20 protein-coding genes are annotated in these 20,529 nt (G+C 68.8%); 15 read left to right on the forward strand and 5 right to left on the reverse strand.

What is annotated here, in order from left to right:
* Window positions 1-34: 34 nt before the first annotated feature.
* A complete protein-coding gene (gene pafA, locus ACFTS5_RS04875; protein WP_194824832.1) occupies window positions 35-1,393 on the forward strand; it encodes a Pup--protein ligase in 1,359 nt (452 codons plus the stop codon).
* A gap of 93 nt (window positions 1,394-1,486) precedes the next feature.
* On the opposite strand, the gene ACFTS5_RS04880 is transcribed toward pafA, so the two are convergent.
* The gene (locus tag ACFTS5_RS04880; protein WP_378627458.1) at window positions 1,487-2,122 is read right to left on the reverse strand and encodes a TetR/AcrR family transcriptional regulator; all 636 of its coding nucleotides are present in this window, start codon (window positions 2,120-2,122) and stop codon (window positions 1,487-1,489) included.
* Window positions 2,123-2,250: 128 nt separating this feature from the next.
* On the opposite strand from ACFTS5_RS04880, the gene ACFTS5_RS04885 reads away from it, so the two are divergent.
* From ACFTS5_RS04885 to ACFTS5_RS04910, 6 genes are all read left to right on the forward strand, one after another.
* Window positions 2,251-3,402 (forward strand): acyl-CoA dehydrogenase family protein, encoded by a 1,152-nt coding sequence (locus ACFTS5_RS04885; protein ID WP_378627459.1) that lies wholly within the window; start codon window positions 2,251-2,253, stop codon window positions 3,400-3,402.
* Between the two features lie 16 nt (window positions 3,403-3,418).
* Window positions 3,419-4,171 carry a 3-oxoacyl-ACP reductase FabG gene (gene fabG / locus ACFTS5_RS04890; protein WP_378627461.1) on the forward strand — a complete coding sequence of 251 codons (753 nt, stop codon included), beginning with the start codon at window positions 3,419-3,421 and terminating at the stop codon, window positions 4,169-4,171.
* Between the two features lie 16 nt (window positions 4,172-4,187).
* Window positions 4,188-5,345, forward strand: a complete 1,158-nt coding sequence (locus tag ACFTS5_RS04895) for an acyl-CoA dehydrogenase family protein (RefSeq protein ID WP_378627464.1) — start codon at window positions 4,188-4,190, stop codon at window positions 5,343-5,345.
* On the forward strand, window positions 5,342-6,541 hold the full coding sequence (gene pcaF / locus ACFTS5_RS04900; RefSeq protein ID WP_378627466.1) for a 3-oxoadipyl-CoA thiolase: 1,200 nt from the start codon (window positions 5,342-5,344) through the stop codon (window positions 6,539-6,541). Before ACFTS5_RS04895 ends, pcaF begins: the two co-directional genes overlap by 4 nt.
* A 98-nt stretch (window positions 6,542-6,639) precedes the next feature.
* Complete coding sequence (locus ACFTS5_RS04905; protein ID WP_378627468.1) at window positions 6,640-8,133, forward strand: long-chain fatty acid--CoA ligase; 1,494 nt, start codon at window positions 6,640-6,642, stop codon at window positions 8,131-8,133.
* Window positions 8,130-8,585, forward strand: a complete 456-nt coding sequence (locus ACFTS5_RS04910; RefSeq protein ID WP_378627470.1) for a MaoC family dehydratase — start codon at window positions 8,130-8,132, stop codon at window positions 8,583-8,585. The genes ACFTS5_RS04905 and ACFTS5_RS04910 overlap by 4 nt, the downstream gene beginning before the upstream one ends.
* Window positions 8,586-8,635: 50 nt before the next feature.
* Here the strand turns inward: ACFTS5_RS04910 and ACFTS5_RS04915 are convergent, their stop codons facing one another.
* Genes ACFTS5_RS04915 through ACFTS5_RS04925 form a run of 3 tightly spaced genes read right to left on the reverse strand, consistent with a single transcriptional unit; the run spans window position 8,636 to window position 10,166 of the window.
* Window positions 8,636-9,019, reverse strand: coding sequence for a VOC family protein (locus tag ACFTS5_RS04915; protein ID WP_378627473.1), 384 nt, complete (start codon window positions 9,017-9,019; stop codon window positions 8,636-8,638).
* Entirely contained in the window at window positions 9,016-9,831 is an 816-nt protein-coding gene (locus tag ACFTS5_RS04920) for a helix-turn-helix domain-containing protein (RefSeq protein WP_378627475.1), read from the reverse strand. Before ACFTS5_RS04920 ends, ACFTS5_RS04915 begins: the two co-directional genes overlap by 4 nt.
* 29 nt (window positions 9,832-9,860) lie before the next feature.
* Complete coding sequence (locus ACFTS5_RS04925) at window positions 9,861-10,166, reverse strand: MTH1187 family thiamine-binding protein (RefSeq protein ID WP_378627478.1); 306 nt, start codon at window positions 10,164-10,166, stop codon at window positions 9,861-9,863.
* A 98-nt stretch (window positions 10,167-10,264) separates the two neighbouring features.
* On the opposite strand from ACFTS5_RS04925, the gene ACFTS5_RS04930 reads away from it, so the two are divergent.
* The 7 genes from ACFTS5_RS04930 (at window position 10,265) to ACFTS5_RS04960 (ending at window position 18,261) form a co-directional block, all read left to right on the forward strand.
* Window positions 10,265-11,260 carry a helix-turn-helix transcriptional regulator gene (locus ACFTS5_RS04930; protein WP_378627480.1) on the forward strand — a complete coding sequence of 332 codons (996 nt, stop codon included), beginning with the start codon at window positions 10,265-10,267 and terminating at the stop codon, window positions 11,258-11,260.
* Window positions 11,257-12,240, forward strand: coding sequence for a helix-turn-helix transcriptional regulator (locus ACFTS5_RS04935; protein WP_378627482.1), 984 nt, complete (start codon window positions 11,257-11,259; stop codon window positions 12,238-12,240). Before ACFTS5_RS04930 ends, ACFTS5_RS04935 begins: the two co-directional genes overlap by 4 nt.
* On the forward strand, window positions 12,237-13,265 hold the full coding sequence (locus ACFTS5_RS04940; protein ID WP_378627483.1) for a 2-dehydropantoate 2-reductase: 1,029 nt from the start codon (window positions 12,237-12,239) through the stop codon (window positions 13,263-13,265). Before ACFTS5_RS04935 ends, ACFTS5_RS04940 begins: the two co-directional genes overlap by 4 nt.
* A 92-nt stretch (window positions 13,266-13,357) precedes the next feature.
* Window positions 13,358-13,630, forward strand: coding sequence for a Sec-independent protein translocase subunit TatA (tatA, locus tag ACFTS5_RS04945; protein WP_378627484.1), 273 nt, complete (start codon window positions 13,358-13,360; stop codon window positions 13,628-13,630).
* A 110-nt stretch (window positions 13,631-13,740) separates the two neighbouring features.
* On the forward strand, window positions 13,741-14,694 hold the full coding sequence (gene tatC / locus ACFTS5_RS04950; RefSeq protein WP_378627485.1) for a twin-arginine translocase subunit TatC: 954 nt from the start codon (window positions 13,741-13,743) through the stop codon (window positions 14,692-14,694).
* A gap of 3 nt (window positions 14,695-14,697) precedes the next feature.
* Window positions 14,698-17,397: a DEAD/DEAH box helicase gene (locus ACFTS5_RS04955; protein WP_378627486.1), complete on the forward strand. Its 2,700-nt coding sequence runs from the start codon at window positions 14,698-14,700 to the stop codon at window positions 17,395-17,397.
* A 120-nt stretch (window positions 17,398-17,517) separates the two neighbouring features.
* On the forward strand, window positions 17,518-18,261 hold the full coding sequence (locus tag ACFTS5_RS04960) for a DUF4333 domain-containing protein (protein ID WP_378627488.1): 744 nt from the start codon (window positions 17,518-17,520) through the stop codon (window positions 18,259-18,261).
* 66 nt (window positions 18,262-18,327) lie between these two features.
* Here ACFTS5_RS04960 and ACFTS5_RS04965 read toward each other — a convergent pair whose 3' ends face one another.
* Window positions 18,328-19,302, reverse strand: a complete 975-nt coding sequence (locus tag ACFTS5_RS04965) for a 5'-3' exonuclease H3TH domain-containing protein (protein WP_378627489.1) — start codon at window positions 19,300-19,302, stop codon at window positions 18,328-18,330.
* A 97-nt stretch (window positions 19,303-19,399) separates the two neighbouring features.
* Between ACFTS5_RS04965 and ACFTS5_RS04970 the strand changes: the two genes are divergently transcribed.
* Window positions 19,400-20,527 (forward strand): M24 family metallopeptidase, encoded by a 1,128-nt coding sequence (locus tag ACFTS5_RS04970; RefSeq protein WP_378627491.1) that lies wholly within the window; start codon window positions 19,400-19,402, stop codon window positions 20,525-20,527.
* Window positions 20,528-20,529: the final 2 nt, after the last annotated feature.

A 20,529-nucleotide genomic window follows, 5' to 3' on the forward strand; every position in this document is an offset into this window, starting at 1 on the left:
CGCGAGCACTGGTCATGGCTGTAGTGTCGATAGTGTGCAGCGACGAATCATGGGGATCGAGACCGAGTTCGGTGTGACATGCACCTTCCACGGTCACCGTCGGCTGTCCCCCGACGAGGTAGCCCGGTACTTGTTCCGCCGGGTGGTGTCCTGGGGCCGTAGCTCCAATGTCTTCCTTCGCAACGGTGCCAGGTTGTACCTCGACGTCGGATCGCATCCCGAGTACGCCACCGCCGAATGCGACAGCCTGGTGCAGTTGGTCACCCACGACCGCGCCGGCGAGCGGGTGCTGGAGGATCTGCTCATAGACGCCGAACAGCGCCTCGCCGAAGAAGGCATCGGCGGCGACATCTACCTGTTCAAGAACAACACCGACTCCGCGGGCAACTCCTACGGCTGCCACGAGAACTTCCTCGTGGTCCGGGCGGGCGAGTTCTCCCGGATCTCGGATGTGCTGCTCCCGTTCCTGGTCACCCGCCAGCTCATCTGTGGCGCGGGCAAGGTGCTGCAGACGCCGAAGGCGGCCACGTTCTGCCTGTCGCAGCGCGCCGAGCACATCTGGGAGGGTGTCTCCTCGGCGACCACCCGATCGCGCCCGATCATCAACACCCGCGACGAGCCGCACGCCGACGCCGAGAAGTACCGGCGCCTGCACGTGATCGTCGGTGACTCCAACATGGCCGAACCGACCACCATGCTCAAGGTCGGTACCGCCTCGCTGGTGCTGGAAATGATCGAGGCAGGGGTGTCGTTCCGCGATTTCGCGCTCGACAACCCGATACGGGCCATTCGCGAGGTCAGCCACGATCTCACCGGCCGCCGTCCCGTGCGCCTGGCGGGCGGCCGCCAGGCCAGTGCCCTGGAGATCCAGCGCGAGTACTACGCCCGCGCCGTCGAGCACCTGCGCAACCGCGATCGCGATCCGCAGGTCGACGCGGTGGTGGATCTGTGGGGTCGCACCCTCGACGCGGTCGAGGCGCAGGACTTCGCCAAGGTCGACACCGAGATCGACTGGGTGATCAAGCGCAAGCTGTTCCAGCGCTACCAGGACCGCTACAGCATGGAGATGTCGGATCCCAAGATCGCCCAGCTGGATCTGGCCTACCACGACATCAAGCGTGGTCGCGGGGTCTTCGACCTGCTCCAGCGCAAGGGTCTGGCCAAGCGGATCACCGAGGACGACGCCGTCGATGCCGCCGTGGACACCCCGCCGCAGACGACGCGAGCCAAGCTGCGTGGTGACTTCATCACCGCCGCGCAGGAAGCCGGCCGCGACTTCACCGTCGACTGGGTGCACCTCAAGCTGAACGATCAGGCGCAGCGCACGGTGCTGTGCAAGGATCCGTTCCGATCGGTCGACGAACGCGTCGACCGGCTGATCGCCTCGATGTAGGCGAACCCCTCAGACGGGGGGACCGACAACAGAACCGGTGGCGCATGGGAGCGATCGCGTAGGCGCCACCGGTTTTGTTGTGTGTGGGCACGCTCAGTCCGCGGTGACGACGGTCGCATAGGTGGCGGTGAGACCGGCGATGAACGCGGTGAGCGCCAATTCGAAACTGCCGTCATCGATTTCGTCGGCGATCGCCCGCAGCAGGTGTGCCTGATTCAGGTGCGGGTAGCGGTCGCGGTAGACCTGCACGTCGTCGGCGAAGCCGCCGGCGAACGAGCCCACTGTCGAACCCATGACCAGGTAGCGAGTGGCCGCGCCGATCATGGTGGCGTAGCGCGGTGGCCAGCCCGCGCCGACCAGACCGCCGTGGACGGCGTCGGCGGCGCGCAGGTTCTCGGCTCGGCGGCCCGGGCCGGTGGCCAGGTACGGCACGAAGTTCGGGTGGGTGGCCAGCGCGCCGCGATAGCTGCGCGCCCAGTCCGCGAGTGCGCGATCCCAGCTCATGGTGTCGAAGGCCGAGGTGTCGACGTGGCTCATGATGCCGGTGGCGATGTCGTCGAACAGGTCGTCCTTGTTCGGGTAGTGGCCGTAGAGCGAGGCGGCCTGCACGCCGAGTTCGGCGCCCAATTTGCGCATGGAGACTTCGGCGAGCCCGTCGCGGTCGATCAGGACCAGCGCGGCGTCGCGAATGCGCTCGCGGCTCAACAGCGGAACGCGCGGCCTCGCCATGCGGTACTCCCTCTCTCGTCGGGAATCGAACGGTATCACCGATGCCGAAAATGACTCTTGATTAACCGAACAGCGTTAGGATACGGTGCCCGAGTAAACCTAACGCCGTTTGGTTCAGGAGTGGTTCCGTGGATTTCCAGCTCACCCCCGCGCAGTCCGACCTGCGTGAACTCGCCCGAACATGGGTGGACAAGGAAGTCGTGCCGTACGCCGCGCAGTGGGATCGCGACGAATCGGTGGACCCGGCGATCGTCGGCAAACTCGGCGCTCTCGGCTTCCTCGGCATCGGGATCGCCGAGCAATACGGTGGCTCCGGCGGCGACACCTTCGACTACTGCCTGCTGCTCGAGGAGCTCGGACGCGGTGACAGCGCGGTACGCGGCATCGTGTCGGTCTCGCTCGGGCTGTTCGGCAAGTCGATCGCCGCGTACGGCACCGAGGAGCAGAAGCAGCGATTCCTGCCCGGGATCTGCGCGGGTGAACAGCTCGGCTGTTTCGCGCTGACCGAGCCCGGCACCGGCTCCGACGCGGCGAATCTGGACACCCGCGCCGTCCGCGACGGGTCGGACTGGGTTCTGTCCGGCACCAAGATCTTCATCACCAACGGGACCTGGGCCGATCACGCGCTGGTGTTCGCTCGGACCGGTGGGCCCGGCCCCCAGGGTGTCACCGCGTTCGTGGTGCCGACGGACGCGCCGGGCTTCGGCCGGACCGAGATCAAGGGCAAGCTCGGGCTGCGCGGCCAGGCCACCGCCGAATTCGTCCTCGATCGCGTCCGGGTGCCCGACGCGCTGCGCCTCGGCGAGGAGGGGCAGGGCTTCCGGATCGCGATGTCCGCGCTCGACAAGGGGCGCATCGGGGTCGCGTCCGGGTGCGTCGGCGTGGCCCGTGCCTGCCTCGAAGCCGCGGTGCGTTATGCCGGTGAGCGCGAACAGTTCGGCAAGCCGATCGCCGGCTACCAGCTGGTCCAGGAGCTGCTGTCCGATATCGCCGTCGCGACCGACGCCGCCCGGCTGCTCGCGTGGCGCGCGGCCGATCTCGCCGACCGCGGGCAAGCCTTCGGCACCGCCGCGTCGATGGCGAAGCTGTTCGCTTCCGAAGCCGCGGTCTCGGCCGCCAACAACGCGATCCAGGTGTTCGGCGGCTACGGCTACATCGACGAGTACCCCGTCGCCAAGTACCTGCGTGACGCCCGCGTACTGACCCTCTACGAGGGCACCACCCAGATCCAGAAACTGCTCATCGGGCGCGCCCTCACCGGCGTGAACGCCATTGTCTGACACAGGAGTACGACCCATGACCCACAGAACAGCCTTCGTCACCGGGGCGGCTCGCGGCATCGGCGCGGCGACCGCTGCCCGCCTGGCCGACGACGGATTCGCCGTTGCCGTCGTCGATCTCGACATCGACGCCGCGGTGCTGGCCGCCGAGAAGATCACCGCGGCGGGCGGCACCGCGATCGGCCTCGGCTGCGATGTCGCCGACGAGGCGCAGGTGGCCGATGCCGTCGCGCGCACCGTGGCCGACCTCGGCTCGCTCGACGTGCTCGTGAACAACGCGGGCGTGCTGCGCGACAACCTGCTGTTCAAGATGTCGGTCGAGGACTGGGACCTGGTGATGGCGGTGCACCTGCGCGGTGCGTTTCTGTGCAGCAAGGCCGCGCAGAAGCACATGGTGGACAACGGTGGCGGCGCCATCGTCAACACCTCGAGCGTCTCGGCGCTCGGCAATCGCGGCCAGGCCAACTACGCGGCGGCCAAAGCGGGCATCCAGGGCCTGACCCGCACCCTCGCCATGGAACTCGGCCCGTTCGGGATCCGCGTCAACGCGGTCGCGCCCGGCTTCATCGCCACCGAGATGACCGCGGCCACCGCGGCGCGCATGGGCGTGAGTGCCGAGGACTTGCAGGCGAAGACCGCCGAGATCACCCCGCTGCGACGGGTCGGCGTGCCCGCCGACATCGCGAACGTGGTGGCGTTCCTCGCCTCCGACGATGCCGGCTTCGTCACCGGACAGACCCTGTACGTCGACGGCGGACGCCGTCTCTAGATTGCGGAGAAACCTCATGCAGAGAACAGTTTTCAACGACGAGCACGAAGCATTCCGCAAGACCGTGCGGGCGTTCATCGAATCGAAGGTCTCGCCGGTCTACGACCAGTGGTACGAGGCGGGCATCGTGCCGCGCGAGTTCTACGCCGAGCTGGCCGACCTCGGGGTGTTCGGCATCGAGGTGCCCGAGCAATACGGTGGCGCCGGCATCGAATCGTTCAAGTTCCAGGCGATCCTGCTGGAGGAAACCACCCGCGCCGGTGTGTCTTTCGGCGGGTCCGGCGTGCACGTTGGCCTGTGTCTGCCGTATCTGAAGAACCTCGCGACCGAAGAACAGAAGCAGCGCTGGCTGCCGGGATTCGTCTCGGGCGAGATCATGTTCGCGATCGCGATGACCGAGCCCGGCACCGGCTCCGACCTCGCCGGAATGCGTACCACCGCACAGCTGTCCGATGACGGCACGCACTATGTGCTCAACGGGTCCAAGACCTTCATCACCGGCGGTGTACACGCCGACCGGGTGATCGTCTGCGCGCGGACCGCTCCGCCGTCGGAAACAGATCGCCGCCACGGGATCTCGCTGCTCGTCGTCGATACGAAGTCGCCGGGGTACGCGGTGGGACGCAAGCTGGACAAGCTGGGTCTGAAGGTCTCCGACACCGCCGAGCTGTCCTTCACCGACGTGCGGGTTCCGGTGTCGGACCTGCTGGGGGAGGCGAACAGGGGATTCAGCTACCTGGGCCAGAATCTGCCGCAGGAACGGCTCTCGATCGCGCTCGGCGCCTATGCCCAGGCCAAGGCGGCGATCCGGTTCACTCTCGAGTACACCAGGGGCCGTCACGTTTTCGGCCAGCCGGTCGCGCAGTTCCAGAACACCAAGTTCGAACTGGCCGCCTGTCAGGCCGAGGTCGACGCCGCCGAGGCGGTCGTCGACCGGGCACTGGAGGCCCTCGACCGCGAGGAACTCACCGCCGCCGACGCGGCCTCGGCCAAACTGTTCTGCTCCGAGGTGGCCTCGCGGGTGATCGACCGGTGCCTGCAGTTGCACGGTGGCTACGGCTACATCAACGAGTATCCGGTGGCTCGCCTGTACGCCGACAACCGGGTGAACCGGATCTACGGCGGCACCAGCGAGGTGATGAAGATGATCATCGCCAAGGACATGGGCTTGTGACGGGCACCGCGTATCTGGTGGACGGTGTGCGAACGCCGTTCGGCCGGTACGGGGGCGCGCTGGCCGGGGTGCGTCCCGACGACCTGGCCGCGCACGCGATTTCCGCCCTGGTCGAACGGCTTCCGAGCGTGGACTTCGACGCGGTCGACGATGTGGTTCTCGGTTGTGTGAACCAGGCCGGTGAGGACAATCGCAATGTCGCGCGGATGGCCGCGCTGCTGGCGGGTCTGCCGGTGACCGTGCCCGGTGTGACGGTCAACCGGCTGTGTGCTTCAGGTCTGGATGCCGTGGGCTACGCGGCCAGGGCGATCCGGGCCGGTGACGCGGATCTGGTGATCGCCGGCGGTGTGGAGTCGATGACCAGATCGCCCTATGTCCTGCCGAAAAGCGGTGCACCCTGGGATCGGTCGGCCCAGCTCGCCGACACCACGATCGGCTGGCGGTTCGTGAATCCGCGGATGCACGAACGCTACGGCACCGACACGATGCCCGAGACCGCGGAGAACATCGCCGACGAGTACACGATCGCGCGCGCTGATCAGGACGCGTTCGCCGTGCGCTCGCAGCAGCGGGCCGCGGCGGCGATCGCCCGGGGCAGGCTGGCTCGCGAGATCACCGCGGTCCCCGTGCCGCAGCGTCGTGGCGAACCGGTACTCGTCGATCGGGACGAGCATCCGCGCGAGACCAGCGCGCACTCGCTCGCCGCGTTGCGGGCGGTGGTACCCGGCGGGTCGATCACCGCGGGAAACTCCTCGGGGATCAACGACGGTGCCGCGGCGCTGTTGCTGGCTTCCGAGGATGCCGTTCGCCGGTACGGTCTCACACCGCTCGCACGAGTCGGGGCGATGTCGGCGGCGGGCGTAGCGCCGCGGACCATGGGCATCGGTCCGGTTCCCGCCGTCGAAAAACTGCTCGCTCGAACAGGTTTGACCATCGGCGAGGTCGATGTGCTCGAGCTCAACGAGGCCTTCGCCGCGCAGGCGCTCGCGGTACTGCGCGGGCTCGGCCTGCCCGACGATGCCGATCACGTGAACCCCAACGGTGGCGCGATCGCACTCGGTCATCCGCTCGGTGCCAGCGGTGCGCGACTGGCGCTCACCGCCGCGATGGAACTCGCCGACCGCGATGCCCGTCATGGGATCGCGACCCTGTGTGTCGGTGTCGGCCAAGGCCTCGCCGTCCACCTCCACCGCTGACCGGTGCGGTGATCACCGCTGGTGGTCACCGCACCCACGCCCCCGCTCCCCGCGGTGGCCGCCCCGCTTCTCGCCATCGCTGTCGTTAGGAACCACCCGTGAACGCCACCCTCTCCCTGGCGAGCATTCTCGCCGAACCCGCCCGCCGCCGACCCGACCACCTCGCCCTGATCGAAGGCGACACCCGCGTCACCTTCGCCGATCTGTGGCTGCAGGCCCGCGAGCAAGCAAGTGCCCTGATCGCGCGTGGCGTGAAACCCGGTGACCGGGTGGGCCTGCTGTGTCCGAACACCGCCGACTTCCCGCGCGCCTATTTCGCCATCCTGGCAGCGGGCGCGACCGTGGTGCCCGTGCATCTACTGCTCACCGCGCCGGAAATGGAGTACGTGTTGCGCGACAGCGGTGCCTCACTGCTGATCTGTCATCCGATGGTCGCGGCCACGGGCGCTGAAGCCGCGAGCAGCGCGGGCATCGACGTCGTCGCGCCCGAAGAGCTTGTCGGCGAGGCGATCTCGAACTTCGTCTCCCGTAGCCCGCTCGATACCGCGGTCGTCTTCTACACCAGCGGTACCACCGGCACACCCAAGGGGGCCGAACTGAGCCACCTCAACATGGTGATGTGCGCGACGGTGAACACCTTCGACGCCAACGAGATCCACCGCGACGACATCGCTCTCGGCGCGCTGCCGCTGTTCCACGTGTTCGGCCAGACGGTGTCGATGAATTCGCACTGGCGAGTCGGTGGCACCCTGGTGTTGATGCCGAGATTCGATGCCGCCGCCGCTATTTCGCTGATGGCGGCCGAGCGGGTCAACCTGTTCCACGGTGTGCCAACGATGTACCTGTCGCTGATCGAGGCGGCGGCTTCGGCACCGGCCATGCCCGAGCTGAAACTGTGCGTCAGCGGCGGCGCCGCACTGCCCGTCGCCGTGCTAGAGGAATTCGAGCGGAACTTCCACGCGCCGGTGCTCGAGGGGTACGGCCTGTCGGAGACCTCGCCGACCGCCGCGGTGAACCAGCCGTGCTTCGGCACCGAGGCGGGCACCGTGGGGCATCCGGTGTGGGGCGTCGACGTGGAGATCGCCGATCCCGCGATCACCGACCGCATCGAATTGTTGCCGATCGGCGACGTCGGGGAGGTTGTGGTGCGTGGGCACAACGTGTTCAGCGGTTACACCGGCAGGCCGGAGGCGACCGCGGCCGCGGTGGTCGACGGCTGGTTCCGCACCGGCGACCTCGGCACCCGCGACAAGACCGGTCGGGTGCGCATCGTCGACCGGATCAAGGAGATGATCCTGCGCGGCGGATTCAATGTGTATCCGACCGAGATCGAAGCGGCCCTGATGCGACACCCACGGATCGCGCAGGTGGCGGTGATCGGTGTGCCCGACCCCCATTACGGTGAGGAGATCGTGGCGGTCGTCGTGCTCGATGGCGCGCTGACCGAGCGGGAGGTGATCGACTTCGCCAAGCAGCAGGTCGCGAAGTACAAGTACCCGCGCCGCGTCGAGTTCGTCACCGAGCTACCCCTGGGCCCCACCCACAAGGTTCTCAAACGCGCACTGCGCCAACGTTTCGGAGGAACGGCATGACCACGGACTTCGCTGATGTCGACGCCCTGCGGGCGGCGGTCGGCACAGAACTCGGCCCCAGCGACTGGATCACCGTCGACCAGCGGCGCATCGACCTGTTCGCCGAGGCCACCGACGATCACCAGTGGATCCACGTCGACGCCGAACGCGCCGCCGCGGGCCCCTACGGAACCACCATCGCCCACGGCTTCCTCACCCTGTCGCTGATCGTGCCGATGACCCAGCAGATCATGACCGTCAGCGCGGCGAAGGCGGGCATCAACTACGGCCTCGACCGAGTCCGCTTCCTCACTCCCGTCCCGGTCGACAGCCGTATTCGGGCCCACCTCACGCTCACCGAGGTCACCGAGGTGCCCGGCGGCGTCCAAGTCCACCGGCACGTCACCGTCGAGCTCGAAAACGCCGACCGCCCAGCGTGTGTGGCCGACTCGATCGCCCGCTGCATGCTGTGAGATCCGGCCGTGGCGCGCGCACCCCGCGCTCGCCACGGTGGCTCGGCGGCCTATCGCAGGTCGCCGCTGAGGATCCAGAGGTGCCCGAAGGGGTCCTTCACCCTGCCCTGCCGCTTGCCGTAGGGACGGTTGTCGACGGGGATCACGACCTCGGCTCCGTGCTGCGCCATCCGCTGCGCTATCGCGTCGGGATCGGCGACAGTGAGCACGAGGAGCACCGGCGAGCCACCCACCGACCCGGGGTCGGACCACCCCCACTCCTGGACACTCTGTGCCAGGGCGAACACGACGGAGCCGAGCGTGAGTTCGGCGTGGTGGACCACCGCGTCCTCGGTGACGCGCAGACTCACCTCGGCTCCGAGCGCCTGGGTGTAGAAGGTGATCGCGGCGTCCGCGTCGGAGACCAGCAGTTTCGGGACCAGTTGGCTGTTCATCTTTCCCATGCTCGTCGAGCAGGGCGTTGCCGGCCTTGGAGATTTCGGCCCTCTTCCGCGAGCCAGCCGGTCGGCGTGGTGTTCATGAAATCGCGGAACTCGCGCACGAGGTGGCTCTGGTCGTGGTAGCCCGACTCGGCTGCCACCTGGGCCCAGGATGTCGCGCCCGTGCCGGCGCGGTGCACCGCGCACTCGAGACGGGCCACGCGGGAGGCGAATTTCGGGGTGACCCCCAGCGAACGTCGCATCACCTCGCGCAGACGCCGGGCGCTCAGGTGCACGTCGTCGGCGAGATCGTCGACCGACGCTGTTCCCCTCCCGGCTCTGATCAGATCCAGCGCGCGCAGGGCGTGGTCGGCGGTGGTGTCGTACCCGGCCCGGTTCAGCTGGTCGAGCAGCCGAATGCGCAGAACAGCCTCGCGTCGACCGGCCGGGAGCTCCGCCAACTCCGCACACATCGAACTCACCCACGGCAGTACGGCGTCGGCGATCACGCCGCCCGCGTCCACCTCACTCAGCGGCATGCCGATCAGGCGGCGCATGGCCGATGCCGACAGCTCGACATAAGCCGTCGGCTGCCTCGGCAGCAGGGTGGTGACCGGCGTCGCGAGCCCCGGCCGCAGCAAGCCGGCCACGACAGCCTGCGTGCGCAAGGTCTGTCCGTCGTAGTCGACCTCGAGCGGGGCCCCGAGACCGACAACGAGTCGAGCCGACAAGGTGGGGACGGCCCGATGCGCCCGAGCCGGGCCGACGTGCTCGCTGATCGACACCACGCCGATGCCCGCGGCACGGCATGCCGGACGGAGTTCCACCCTCGCATTCTCGCATCCGTGGGCGTCGGCTACCCGTCGGCGAGGTAGCGCTCGACCGTGTCGACCTTGCTGTGCAGCGCGTCGGTGACCCCGGGGCGGATGTCGGCCTTGAGGACCAGGCTGCAGCGGGGTGCGGTGACCAGGATGGCGTCGGTGGCGGCTTTGATCACTGCCATCACCTCGTCCCATTCGCCCTCGAGGGTGGTGAACATCGCGTCGGTGCGGTTCGGCAGGCCGGAAGCGCGTACCACCCGGACGGCCGCGGCGACCGCTTCGCCGACCGAGCCGTCGTGGTGGGCGGAACCGCTGGGAGCAACGGAGAAGGCGACGAGCATCGTGATCCTTTCGACGGGTGGGTCCCATGGTCGCGGGACCGTGGCCCAAGTGTGCGCCGACGCGCGGGGGACCGGGCGCGACCATTACCCTCTATCGAGTGGCGATATCCAAGGTCGAGCGGCTGATGAATCTGGTCATCGCGCTGCTGTCGACCAGGCAGTTCCTGAGCGCGGAACGTATTCGCGCCAGCGTGGCCGGTTACGAGGACTCCGCGACCGACGAGGCGTTCAGCCGGATGTTCGAGCGCGACAAGAACGAATTGCGCGATCTGGGCATCCCGTTGGAAGTCGGTCCGGTGGGACGGTTCTCGACACTCGAGGGATACCGGATCAACCGGGACGCCTACGAGCTGCCCGATATCGACCTGACCAGCGAGGAAGCCGCGGCGGTCGCCGTCGCGGTGCAGATGTGGGCCTCACCGGAATTGGCGGGCGCGGCCGAGGGCGCGCTGTTGAAGCTGCGCGCGGCCGGAGTCACCGTCGAGACCGACAACGTCGGGGTGTCGGTGCCCGCGGTGCCCGCCCGCACCCGAGGGTCGGAGCCGGTGTTGCGGGAACTCCTCGCGGCGATCGACGCGGGGCAGGCGGTGCGATTCGGCCACCACAGCGCCGTCACCGATCCGTTCGTGACCCGCGATGTCGAACCGTGGGGGGTGGTGACCCGCCACGGGCGCTGGTATCTGGTCGGCCACGACCGCGAACGCGATGCCGTTCGCACGTTCCGGCTCTCGCGGATCGGGGGACAGGTGCGGCCGTACGGTCCGGTCGACGCGGTCCACAAGCCCGCGCACACCGACCTGCGCGCGATCGTCGACCGGGTCACCGGCGACGCTCCCGTCACCGGGTCGGCCACCGTGTGGGTCGCGAAGGGTCGCGGTCGCGAATTGCGCCGCATCGGCACCGAAGTCGACACCCGTGACCTGGGCGGACGTCCCGGCTCGGTGCTCGAGGTGCCGGTGCGATCCCGCGATTGGGTGGCCCGGCTGATCACCGGCCTCGGTCCCGATGTTCTCGTTCTGGAACCACCGGAACTGCGCGCCGACGTGATGAACCGGCTACGGTCGGTACTCGACCACACGGAGGTCACGTCGTGAGTTCGCGTCTGTCCCTACGCCTTTCGCGCCTGTTGAACATGGTGCCGTACCTGCTCGCGCACCCGGGTATCAGCGCGGCCGAGGCCGCCGCCGAACTGGGGGTCACCACCAAACAGCTGATGAGCGACCTCAATCAGCTGTGGATGTGCGGATTGCCGGGCTACGGTCCCGGCGATCTGATCGACCTGTCGTTCTCCGAGGAGAGCATCGAGGTCACCTTCTCGGCCGGTATCGAACGGCCGCTACGGCTCACCTCCACCGAGGCCACCGCGCTGTTGGTGGCGCTGCGCTCGATCGTGGAGATGCCGGGCATGGTCGATCCGACCGCCGCGCACGCCGCCATCGCCAAGATCGAATCGGCGATCGCCAGCACCGACGCCGTCGTCACCGGCAAGCCGGTCGATGTCCCCGTCGAGAAGCCGGTGGTCGCGACCGTGCGCGCCGCGCTCGCCGACGCGCGAGCCCTGCGCCTGGTCTACTACTCCGCCAGCCGCGACGAGGTGTCCGAACGCATCGTCGACCCGATTCGCGTGGTGCTGGTCGACAACAACAGCTACCTGCAGGCCTGGTGCAGGCAGGCCGAAGGCGTTCGCCTGTTCCGGTTCGATCGGATCGAGGACGCCACCGAACTCGACGAACCCGCCCACGCGCCGAGCCACGCCGCCAACGACGCCGCGGCACTCGACCTGTTCCAGGACGACCCCGATGTGCCGCTGGCCAGGCTCCGGATTCGCGCCGACTACGCCTGGGTGCTCGACCAGTACCCCATGCACCGCATCGAATCGCGTGCCGACGGCAGCATCGAGGCGGGCATGCGCTTCGCCTCACCGGACTGGATGGCCCGGCTGCTACTCGGCTTCGGCACCGGCGTCACCGTGCTCGGGCCACCCGAACTGGTGACGGCGGTGCGCCTGCGTGCCGACGCCGCCCTGGCCGCCTACGCGGCCGCCGGACTGGTGGGGGAGACCGAACCCGCGTGAGTCAGCGAGTACTGGTCCTCGGCGCGGGCAGCGTCGGGGTTTTCGTCGGCGGTCACCTGGCCGCCGCGGGCATGGAAGTGATCTTCGTCGGCCGTCAGCGGATCCTCGACGACATCGCCGAACACGGCCTGCGCCTGACCGATCTGGACGGCGGCTCGACCGAGGTGACGCCCGACCGGTTCGGCCTCGCGCTCGAGCCCGACGAACCCGAGTTGGCCGACCTGGTCCTGGTGACCGTGAAATCGGCCGACACCGCCGCCGCGGTCCGTGCGGTCGCGGGCCGATTACGCCCCGGCACGCCGGTGGTGAGCCTGCAGAACGGCATCGGCAACGCCAGCGTGATCCGAGAGATCCTGCCGACCAGCATCGCCCTGGCCGGGATGGTGATGTTCAACGTGGTGCACAGCGGTCGCGGGTGTTTCCACCGCGCCAGCGATGGCGACCTCGCGATCCAGGACGACAAGGTCGTCGACCGCTTCGCCGACGGTTTCCGGGCGGCGGGACTGCCGCTACGCCGCCACCGCGACCTACGTCCGGTGCAATGGGCGAAACTGCTGCTCAATCTGAACAACCCGATCAACGCGCTGTCGGGCAGGCCGCTGCGCGAGGAGCTCGCCGAGCGTGACTACCGCCGCTGCCTCGCGCTGACCCAGTCCGAAGCCCTCGCTGTGATGAACACCGCGCGAATTCGGCCCGCGCAGCTCACCCCCGTTCCGCCCGAGTTGATGGTGCATTTGCTGCGCGTTCCCGACGCGGTCTTCCGGCGGGTGTTCGGTCGGGTGCTCGCCATCGATCCGCTCGCCCGCTCGTCGATGGCCGATGACCTCGCGCTCGGCCGACGGACCGAAATCGCGTGGTTGTGCGGGGAAATCGTGCGGCTCGGCGACATGGTCGGGCACCCGACGCCGGTCAACCGGAGGTTGACCGAGCTGATCAGGATCGCCGAGTCCGGCGACACCACCCGGTTCACCGGAAGCCGGTTGTTCGCCGAGCTGACCGGGGCGGCGGCCGCTGTCGCGGGTTGAACGCGTGGCGAACACCGCTGCGGCTCGGCGTCCACCACGGTGCGAACCCAGGTAGCATCGGTAATCACCACAGTCTTTGGAGGTATCTGATAATGGGCACGTTCAGCTGGACGCACCTGCTGATCATCGCGTTGCTGTTCGTTCTGCTCTTCGGCGCGAAGCGGCTTCCCGACGCGGCACGCGGTCTCGGCCGCTCGCTGCGGATCTTCAAGAGCGAGGTCGGGCAGATGCAGGCGGAGTCGTCGGCATCCGACGCACCGGCGGCCACCCCGGCCACCCCCGCGCCGCAGCAGCAGCTGTCCGCGTCGGCGCCGCAGGCACAGACCCCGATCGTCGAACCGCAGCAGGGCCACAAAACCCTCTGACCTCGGCCATCACCCCGGAGCGGTAGTCATCGCTCCGGGGCGAAGTGCTGTCTCGTCAGAAGTTGCCGCCGAGCATCCGCCGAACCGAGGGTTAGAGGCCACCACCCACCATGCGCATCCCGTTCGATCCCCGGCGCACCAAGCGCAGGACGAATCCCGACGGCACCATGTCGTTGGTCGAGCACCTGCAGGAACTGCGCACCCGGCTGCTGCTGGCACTGGCCGCCATCGCGGTGACCACCCTGATCGGCTTCTTCTGGTACGCGCACACCCTCTTCGGGATGGAGAGCCTGGGCGAGATCCTGCGCGGCCCCTACTGTGCGCTGCCCGAATCGGCGCGGGCCAGCCTGACCCCCGACGGCGCCTGCCGATTGCTCGCCACGGGACCCTTCGACCAGTTCATGCTCCGGTTGAAGGTCGGGTTCACCGCCGGTGTGGTGATCGCGACCCCGTTCTGGCTGTACCAGCTGTGGGCGTTCATCACCCCGGGGCTGTACGCGAAGGAACGCAAGCTCGCGGTCGGGTTCGTGGTGACCGGTTCGGTGCTGTTCGTGACGGGTGCCGTGCTCGCCTACGTGGTGGTCTCGCACGCGTTGTCGTTCCTGATGACCATCGGCGACAACGTCCAGATCACCGCGCTCAGCGGTAATCAGTACTTCGGATTCATCATCCAGTTGCTGATCATCTTCGGCGTCAGTTTCGAGACGCCGTTGATCATCATCGGGCTGAACCTGGTCGGGGTGCTGCCCTACACCAAGCTCAAGGCGTGGCGGCGCGGGATGATCTTCGGTCTGTTCGTCTTCGCCGCGATCGTCACACCGCAGGACCCGTTCTCGATGCTGGCGCTGGCGATCGCGCTGACCGTGCTGTTCGAGTTCGCCGTGCAGTTCGCGCGGTTCAGCGACGCGCGCAAGGCCCGCCGGGAAGAGAAGGAGGGCTGGGGCACGCTCGACGACGAACAGGCCTCTCCGCTCGAGACCCCCGAGCCGGTGGCGTCCGCCGATCCGGTGAGCGAGCCGGAGAAAACCGCGCGCCCGGTGTCGGACTACTCCGATACGCTCTGAGGGGTGACCGACACTCCGGGGCTGCCCAGCGAACTGGCGAAATTCGCCGGTGAAATCTCGTTCGATCTGGACCCCTTCCAGAGCACCGCGTGCGCGGCGTTGGAAGACGGGCACAGCGTGCTCGTGTGCGCCCCGACCGGAGCGGGCAAGACGATCGTCGGTGAGTTCGCCGTGCACATGGCGCTGGCCTCGGGCGGAAAGTGCTTCTACACCACGCCGATCAAGGCGCTGTCGAATCAGAAGTTCGCCGATCTCACCGCCCGCCACGGCCGCGACAGCGTCGGCCTGCTCACCGGTGACCAGTCGATCAACCCCGGTGCGCCGGTGGTCGTGATGACCACCGAGGTGCTGCGCAACATGCTCTACGCGTCCTCGGACTCGCTGCACGGTCTGTCCTACGTCGTGATGGACGAGGTGCACTACCTGGCCGACCGGTTCCGGGGCGCGGTGTGGGAGGAAGTGATCCTGCACCTGCCGCCGGATGTGCGACTGGTGAGCCTGTCGGCGACGGTGTCCAACGCCGAGGAGTTCGGCGCCTGGATGGAAACCGTGCGCGGCGACACCGCGGTGGTGGTCGACGAGACCAGGCCGGTGCCGCTGTGGCAGCACGTGATGGTCGGCCGGCGGATGTTCGACCTGTTCGACACCAAGTCCAGCGACCGCAAGGTCGTGGTCGACGAAGACCTCGTGCGGTTCATCCGCCAGCGCGAGAGCGCCGACCGGATGCACGGCTACGGCGGTCCGCGCGGACGGGGTGGACGCGGCGGCAATTTCCGCCCGTTGCCGCGACCGGATGTCCTGGCGCGCCTCGACGAGGAAAACCTGCTGCCCGCGATCACCTTCATCTTCAGCCGCGCGGGGTGCGACGGCGCGCTGGCCCAGTGCCTGCGCGCCCGCCTCGATCTGAGTCGTCCCGGCGAGGCCGCGCAGATCGACGAGATCATCGAGAAACACACCGGTGACCTGCCCAAGGGCGATCTGGAGGTCCTCGGCTACTGGGAGTGGCGCGAGGCACTGCAACGCGGCCTGGCAGCCCACCACGCCGGTATGCTGCCCGCGTTCCGGCACACCGTCGAGGAACTGTTCGTCAAGGGTCTGGTGCGCGCGGTGTTCGCCACCGAGACCCTGGCACTGGGCATCAACATGCCCGCCCGCACGGTGGTCCTCGAGCGGCTGGTGAAGTTCAACGGCGAAACCCATGCCGAGCTCACCCCCGGCGAGTACACCCAGCTCACCGGCCGCGCGGGCAGGCGCGGCATCGACGTCGAGGGCCACGCGGTGGTGCTGTGGCAGCCCGAGGTCGACACCAGCGCGGTGGCCGGCCTCGCCTCCACCCGCACCTATCCGCTGCGCAGCTCGTTCCGGCCCGGCTACAACATGTCGATCAACCTGATCGACCGGATGGGCGCCCAGGAGGCCCGAACGCTGCTCGAGCGGTCGTTCGCCCAGTTCCAGGCCGACCGGTCGGTCGTGGGGCTCGTGCGCGGGATCGAACGCAACGAGGGCGCGCTGCGCAAGCTGGAGAGTCAGCTCGGCGGCGTCGACGGCGACTTCATGGAGTACCTGTCGCTGCGTGACCGGATCAAGCAACGCGAACGCGATATCCAGCAGCAGGGGCGGGCCGACCGGCGCGGCGCCGCGGTGAAAGCGCTGATCGGGTTGCGCCGTGGCGACGTGGTGTCCATCCCCGTGGGCAAGCGTTCCGGGCTCGCGGTGATCCTCGAACCCGACCAGACGCCCGGCGATCCGCGTCCACTGGTATTGACCGAGGACCACTGGGCGGGTCGGGTGTCGGCGGCCGATTTCCCGGAGCCCGCCGAAGCGCTCGGGCGCATGGATCTGCCGCGCCGGGTCGATCACCGGACCGCGCGCATCCGCCGCGACCTGGCCTCGGCGTTGCGCGGCACCGGGATCTCGGCTCCGCGCCGGGGCAAGCGCAACGATCGTGTTCGAGGCGGTGAAGATCGTCAGCTCTCGACGCTGCGGCGCAGTCTGCGGTCCCATCCCGCGCACAATCGCCCCGATCGGGAGCAGCTGAGCCGCACCGGCGAGCGGTATTCGCGCCTCGCCCGTGAGACCGAGACGATGCGCCAGAAAGTTGCCGCGACCACGAATTCGCTGGCGCGCACTTTCGATCGGATCGTCGGGCTGCTCGAGGAACGCGGGTTCGTCGCCCACGGTGAGGTGACCGCCGACGGCAGGCGCCTGGCCCGGATCTACGCCGAGAGCGATCTCGTGGTCGCCGAAGCCCTGCGCCAAGGTCTGTGGCGCGGACTGGGCCCGGCCGAACTCGCCGCGGTGGTATCGACACTGGTCTACGAATCGCGCCAGGAAACCGGCCTGCTGACGCCGGCGGGGCCGACCGATCCGATCCGCCGTGCGGTCGCGGCCACCATCGAAGTGTGGTCGGATCTGCGCTCCGACGAGGCGCGACACAAACTTCCGCCCACCCGCGAACCCGATCTGGGTTTCGTCACCGGGGTCTACAAATGGGCGCGCGGCGACGCGTTGGCCGAGGCGTTGCTGGCCAGCGGCGACCCGGGTACGACGATGTCGGCGGGCGATTTCGTGCGGTGGTGCAGGCAGGTGATCGACCTGCTCGATCAGATCCACAACACCGCCGACGACCCCGAGATCGCGTCCACCGCCGCCAAGGCGGTGCGTGCGGTACGGCGGGGTGTCGTCGCGGTGGACGCCGCGTAGTCGGCACGTCTGTGATTTGATTTCTTCGCGTACCGACCGTGAGGCGGATGTCGTGCGAATGCGGCAGGCCCGGCGCGGGGGGCTACCGTATGGACTAATGATGCGAGTGGAGGCGAGTGGATGAGCGGCCCTTACGGACCGAACAACCCCGGGGAGGGGAACAACGATCCCACCCAGCACTGGGGGGGTCAGCAGGGGGCCGGTGGCGCCGGTCCCACCCAGCACTGGGGTGGCGCGCAGCAGCCGCCACCACAGGGCGCCCAGCCCACCCAGCAGTGGAAAGACCCGAACGCGCAGCAGCCACAGCAGCAGTGGGGACAACAGCCCCAGCAGCCGCAGCAGCCGTGGGGCCAGCAGCCGCAGCAGGGTGGCGTGCCGCCGCAGCAGCCGACCGGGCCGCAGCAGCAGTGGGGCCAGACCCAGCCGCCGCCGCAGGACTGGAACAACCAGGCCGCCAACGCGCAGCAGCAGTGGGGTCAGCCCGCGCCGCAGCAGCAGTGGGGCCAGCAGCCCGCCCCGCAGCAGCAGTGGGGCCAGCAGCCGTCTTCCGGTGGCAAGAGCAAGGGCCTGATCATCGGGCTCATCGCCGCGGGCGTGCTCGTGGTCGCCGCCGTGATCGGTCTGATCCTGGTCGTGTTCTCCTCGGACGAACTCGACAACGCCGCGGTACAGGACGGTGTCTCGCGCGTGCTGAAGGACTCCTACGGCATCGCCGACGTCTCCGATGTCAGCTGCCCCTCCGGTCAGGCGGTGGAGGTCGACGCGACCTTCACCTGCGACCTGAAGGTCAGCGGCGAGGCGAAGAAGGTCACCGTCAAGATCACCAAGGAAGACGGAACCTACGAGGTCGGCCGCCCCAACTAGGCGCTCGCACTACGTTTTCCGGGCCGTCCGCGCAGACTGCGGGCGGCCCGGCGTCGTTCGTCCCGGTCAGCCGGTATGTGCGGCGGTGAGCGCGGTGACGAGGCGGGTGATCGGGCTCTCGGCGTTGTACGCGGTGGCCAGCGCGAGCAGCCGGTCGGGGTCGGCGGGGCTGGCGGGCAGGACATCCGGACGCGACAGGATCACCTCCGCGTCGCGGACCACCCGCACGACCGGTGCGGCGACCTTCAGATAGTCCTGCGCGGCACCGAGTTTCGCGCGCACACCCTTGGCGATATCGGACGCCGGATCGGCGACGGCGTCCATGAGCGCGTCGAGCGAGCCGAACTTCGTGATCAACTGGGCGGCTGATTTGTCGCCGATGCCCGCCACACCGGGCAGGCCGTCGGAGGCGTCGCCGCGCAGGGTCGCCATGTCGGCGTAGGCCGGGCCCGCGTTCCGTTCGGGCACACCGTATTTCGCCGAGAGCTCCGCGGGGCCGAACAGTTCGGCCTTGGCGAGTCCCCGGCCGACGTAGAGCACGCGGACCGGTGGGGCGGGCTCGTCGCGCACCAGCTGCAGCAGGTCGCGGTCGCCGCTGACGACGACGACCGGGTCGGTGCGCTCCCGGCTCGCGAGGGTGCCGAGCACATCGTCGGCCTCGAGGCCGTCCGCGCCGCCGGTGGCGATGCCCGCCGCCTCGAGCACTTCGAGGATCATCTCGACCTGCGGGGTGAGCGTGTCGGGCACTTCCTCCGCGCCGGGCGCCGCGCCGGTGCTGGTGTCGAGTCGGTGCGCCTTGTAGGAGGGCACCAGGGCCACCCGGAACGGGGGCCGCCAATCGAGGTCGAGTCCGACGACGAGCCTGCTCGGGCGATGCTTGGTGACCAGCGAGGCCACCATGTCGGTGAATCCGCGCAGCGCGTTCACCGAGCGGCCGTCCGCGCCCCTGAGCTTGTCGGGGATGGCGTAATAGGCGCGGAACCAGAGGCTGGCGCCGTCGAGGATCAACAGGGGTCCACGGGTGCTCTCGTCAGCGGTCACCCGGTGATTGTGCCCCGAACCACCGACACCGTGGCCGTGGCCGTGGCGATGGGCTTCGGTGGCTGCCCTCGGCGCGGGGCGGGTAACGTCGGATCCTATGAGCGCGCACACGGATGCCAGGTTCGCGGCGAAGGTCTACGGTCAGCGGCTGGAGCGGGCGGTCGAGTTGATGCGCGCGGCGCATCTGGACGCCCTGCTGATCACTCCGGGCCCCGACCTGCGGTACCTGATCGGTTCGGCCGCGGAATCCTTCGAGCGGCTCACCTGCCTGGTGATCCCGGCCGACGGATCGACGCCCTCGGTGGTCATCCCGAAACTCGAGCTGGCCTCCCTCGCCGATTCCGCGGCGGGCGAACTCGGCCTGCGGGTGCTCGACTGGGTCGACGGCGTCGATCCGTACCAGCTGGTCCGCTCGATTCTGCACGCCGGTTCCCGCATCGCGGTCGCCGATGCCATGCCCGCACTGCACCTGATCCCGCTCGCCGAATCGACCACCGGTCTGCCCGCCTCGGCGACGCCGGTACTGCGCGAGTCGCGAATGATCAAGGACGAGGCCGAGATCGACGCGCTGCGCCGGGCGGGCGCGGCCATCGACCGCGTACACGCGCGGATGGGCGAGTTCCTGCGGGCCGGTCGCACCGAGGCCGAGGTGAGCGCCGATATCACCGCCGCGATAGTCGAGGAAGGCCACACCGAGGCGGCCTTCGTCATCGTGGGCAGTGGACCGCACGGCGCCGACCCGCACCACGAGGTCTCCGATCGCGTCATCGAGCAGGGCGACGTGGTGGTCATCGACATCGGTGGCCCCGTCGAACCCGGCTACTACTCGGACTCGACCCGCACCTATGTACTCGGCACCCCGCACCCGGAGATCGTCGAACAGGTGGCGGTCCTCGAGGCCGCCCAGGCCGCCGCTGTCGCGGCGGTCCGGCCGGGAGTGAGCGCGGAATCCATCGACGCCGCCGCCCGCACCGTGCTCGCCGACGCGGGCCTCGGCGACGCCTTCATCCACCGCACCGGCCACGGCATCGGCCTGTCGGTGCACGAGGAGCCCTACATCGTGGCGGGTAACGACCTCGTTCTCGAGCCGGGCATGGCGTTCAGCATCGAGCCGGGAATCTATTTCCGCGGCGAATGGGGCGCGCGGATCGAGGACATCGTGGTCGTCACCGACGACGGTGTGGAGTCGATGAACAATCGGCCGCACGGCCTGACGGTGCTGTAAGC

It is taken from the genome of Nocardia sp. NPDC056952, from assembly GCF_042674185.1.
In the GTDB taxonomy this organism is placed as follows: Bacteria; Actinomycetota; Actinomycetes; order Mycobacteriales; family Mycobacteriaceae; genus Nocardia.

What these genes read in the sequence shown, in the direction of transcription:
- ACFTS5_RS04880 (WP_378627458.1), bottom strand. Translation starts at nt 2,122, where the DNA reads ATGGCGAGGCCGCGCGTTCCGCTGTTGAGCCGCGAGCGCATTCGCGAC.
- tatC (WP_378627485.1), top strand. Translation starts at nt 13,741, where the DNA reads ATGCGCATCCCGTTCGATCCCCGGCGCACCAAGCGCAGGACGAATCCC.
- ACFTS5_RS04925 (WP_378627478.1), bottom strand. Translation starts at nt 10,166, where the DNA reads ATGCTCGTCGCCTTCTCCGTTGCTCCCAGCGGTTCCGCCCACCACGAC.
- ACFTS5_RS04960 (WP_378627488.1), top strand. Translation starts at nt 17,518, where the DNA reads ATGAGCGGCCCTTACGGACCGAACAACCCCGGGGAGGGGAACAACGAT.
- ACFTS5_RS04970 (WP_378627491.1), top strand. Translation starts at nt 19,400, where the DNA reads ATGAGCGCGCACACGGATGCCAGGTTCGCGGCGAAGGTCTACGGTCAG.
- ACFTS5_RS04895 (WP_378627464.1), top strand. Translation starts at nt 4,188, where the DNA reads ATGCAGAGAACAGTTTTCAACGACGAGCACGAAGCATTCCGCAAGACC.
- ACFTS5_RS04915 (WP_378627473.1), bottom strand. Translation starts at nt 9,019, where the DNA reads ATGAACAGCCAACTGGTCCCGAAACTGCTGGTCTCCGACGCGGACGCC.
- fabG (WP_378627461.1), top strand. Translation starts at nt 3,419, where the DNA reads ATGACCCACAGAACAGCCTTCGTCACCGGGGCGGCTCGCGGCATCGGC.
- ACFTS5_RS04910 (WP_378627470.1), top strand. Translation starts at nt 8,130, where the DNA reads ATGACCACGGACTTCGCTGATGTCGACGCCCTGCGGGCGGCGGTCGGC.
- tatA (WP_378627484.1), top strand. Translation starts at nt 13,358, where the DNA reads ATGGGCACGTTCAGCTGGACGCACCTGCTGATCATCGCGTTGCTGTTC.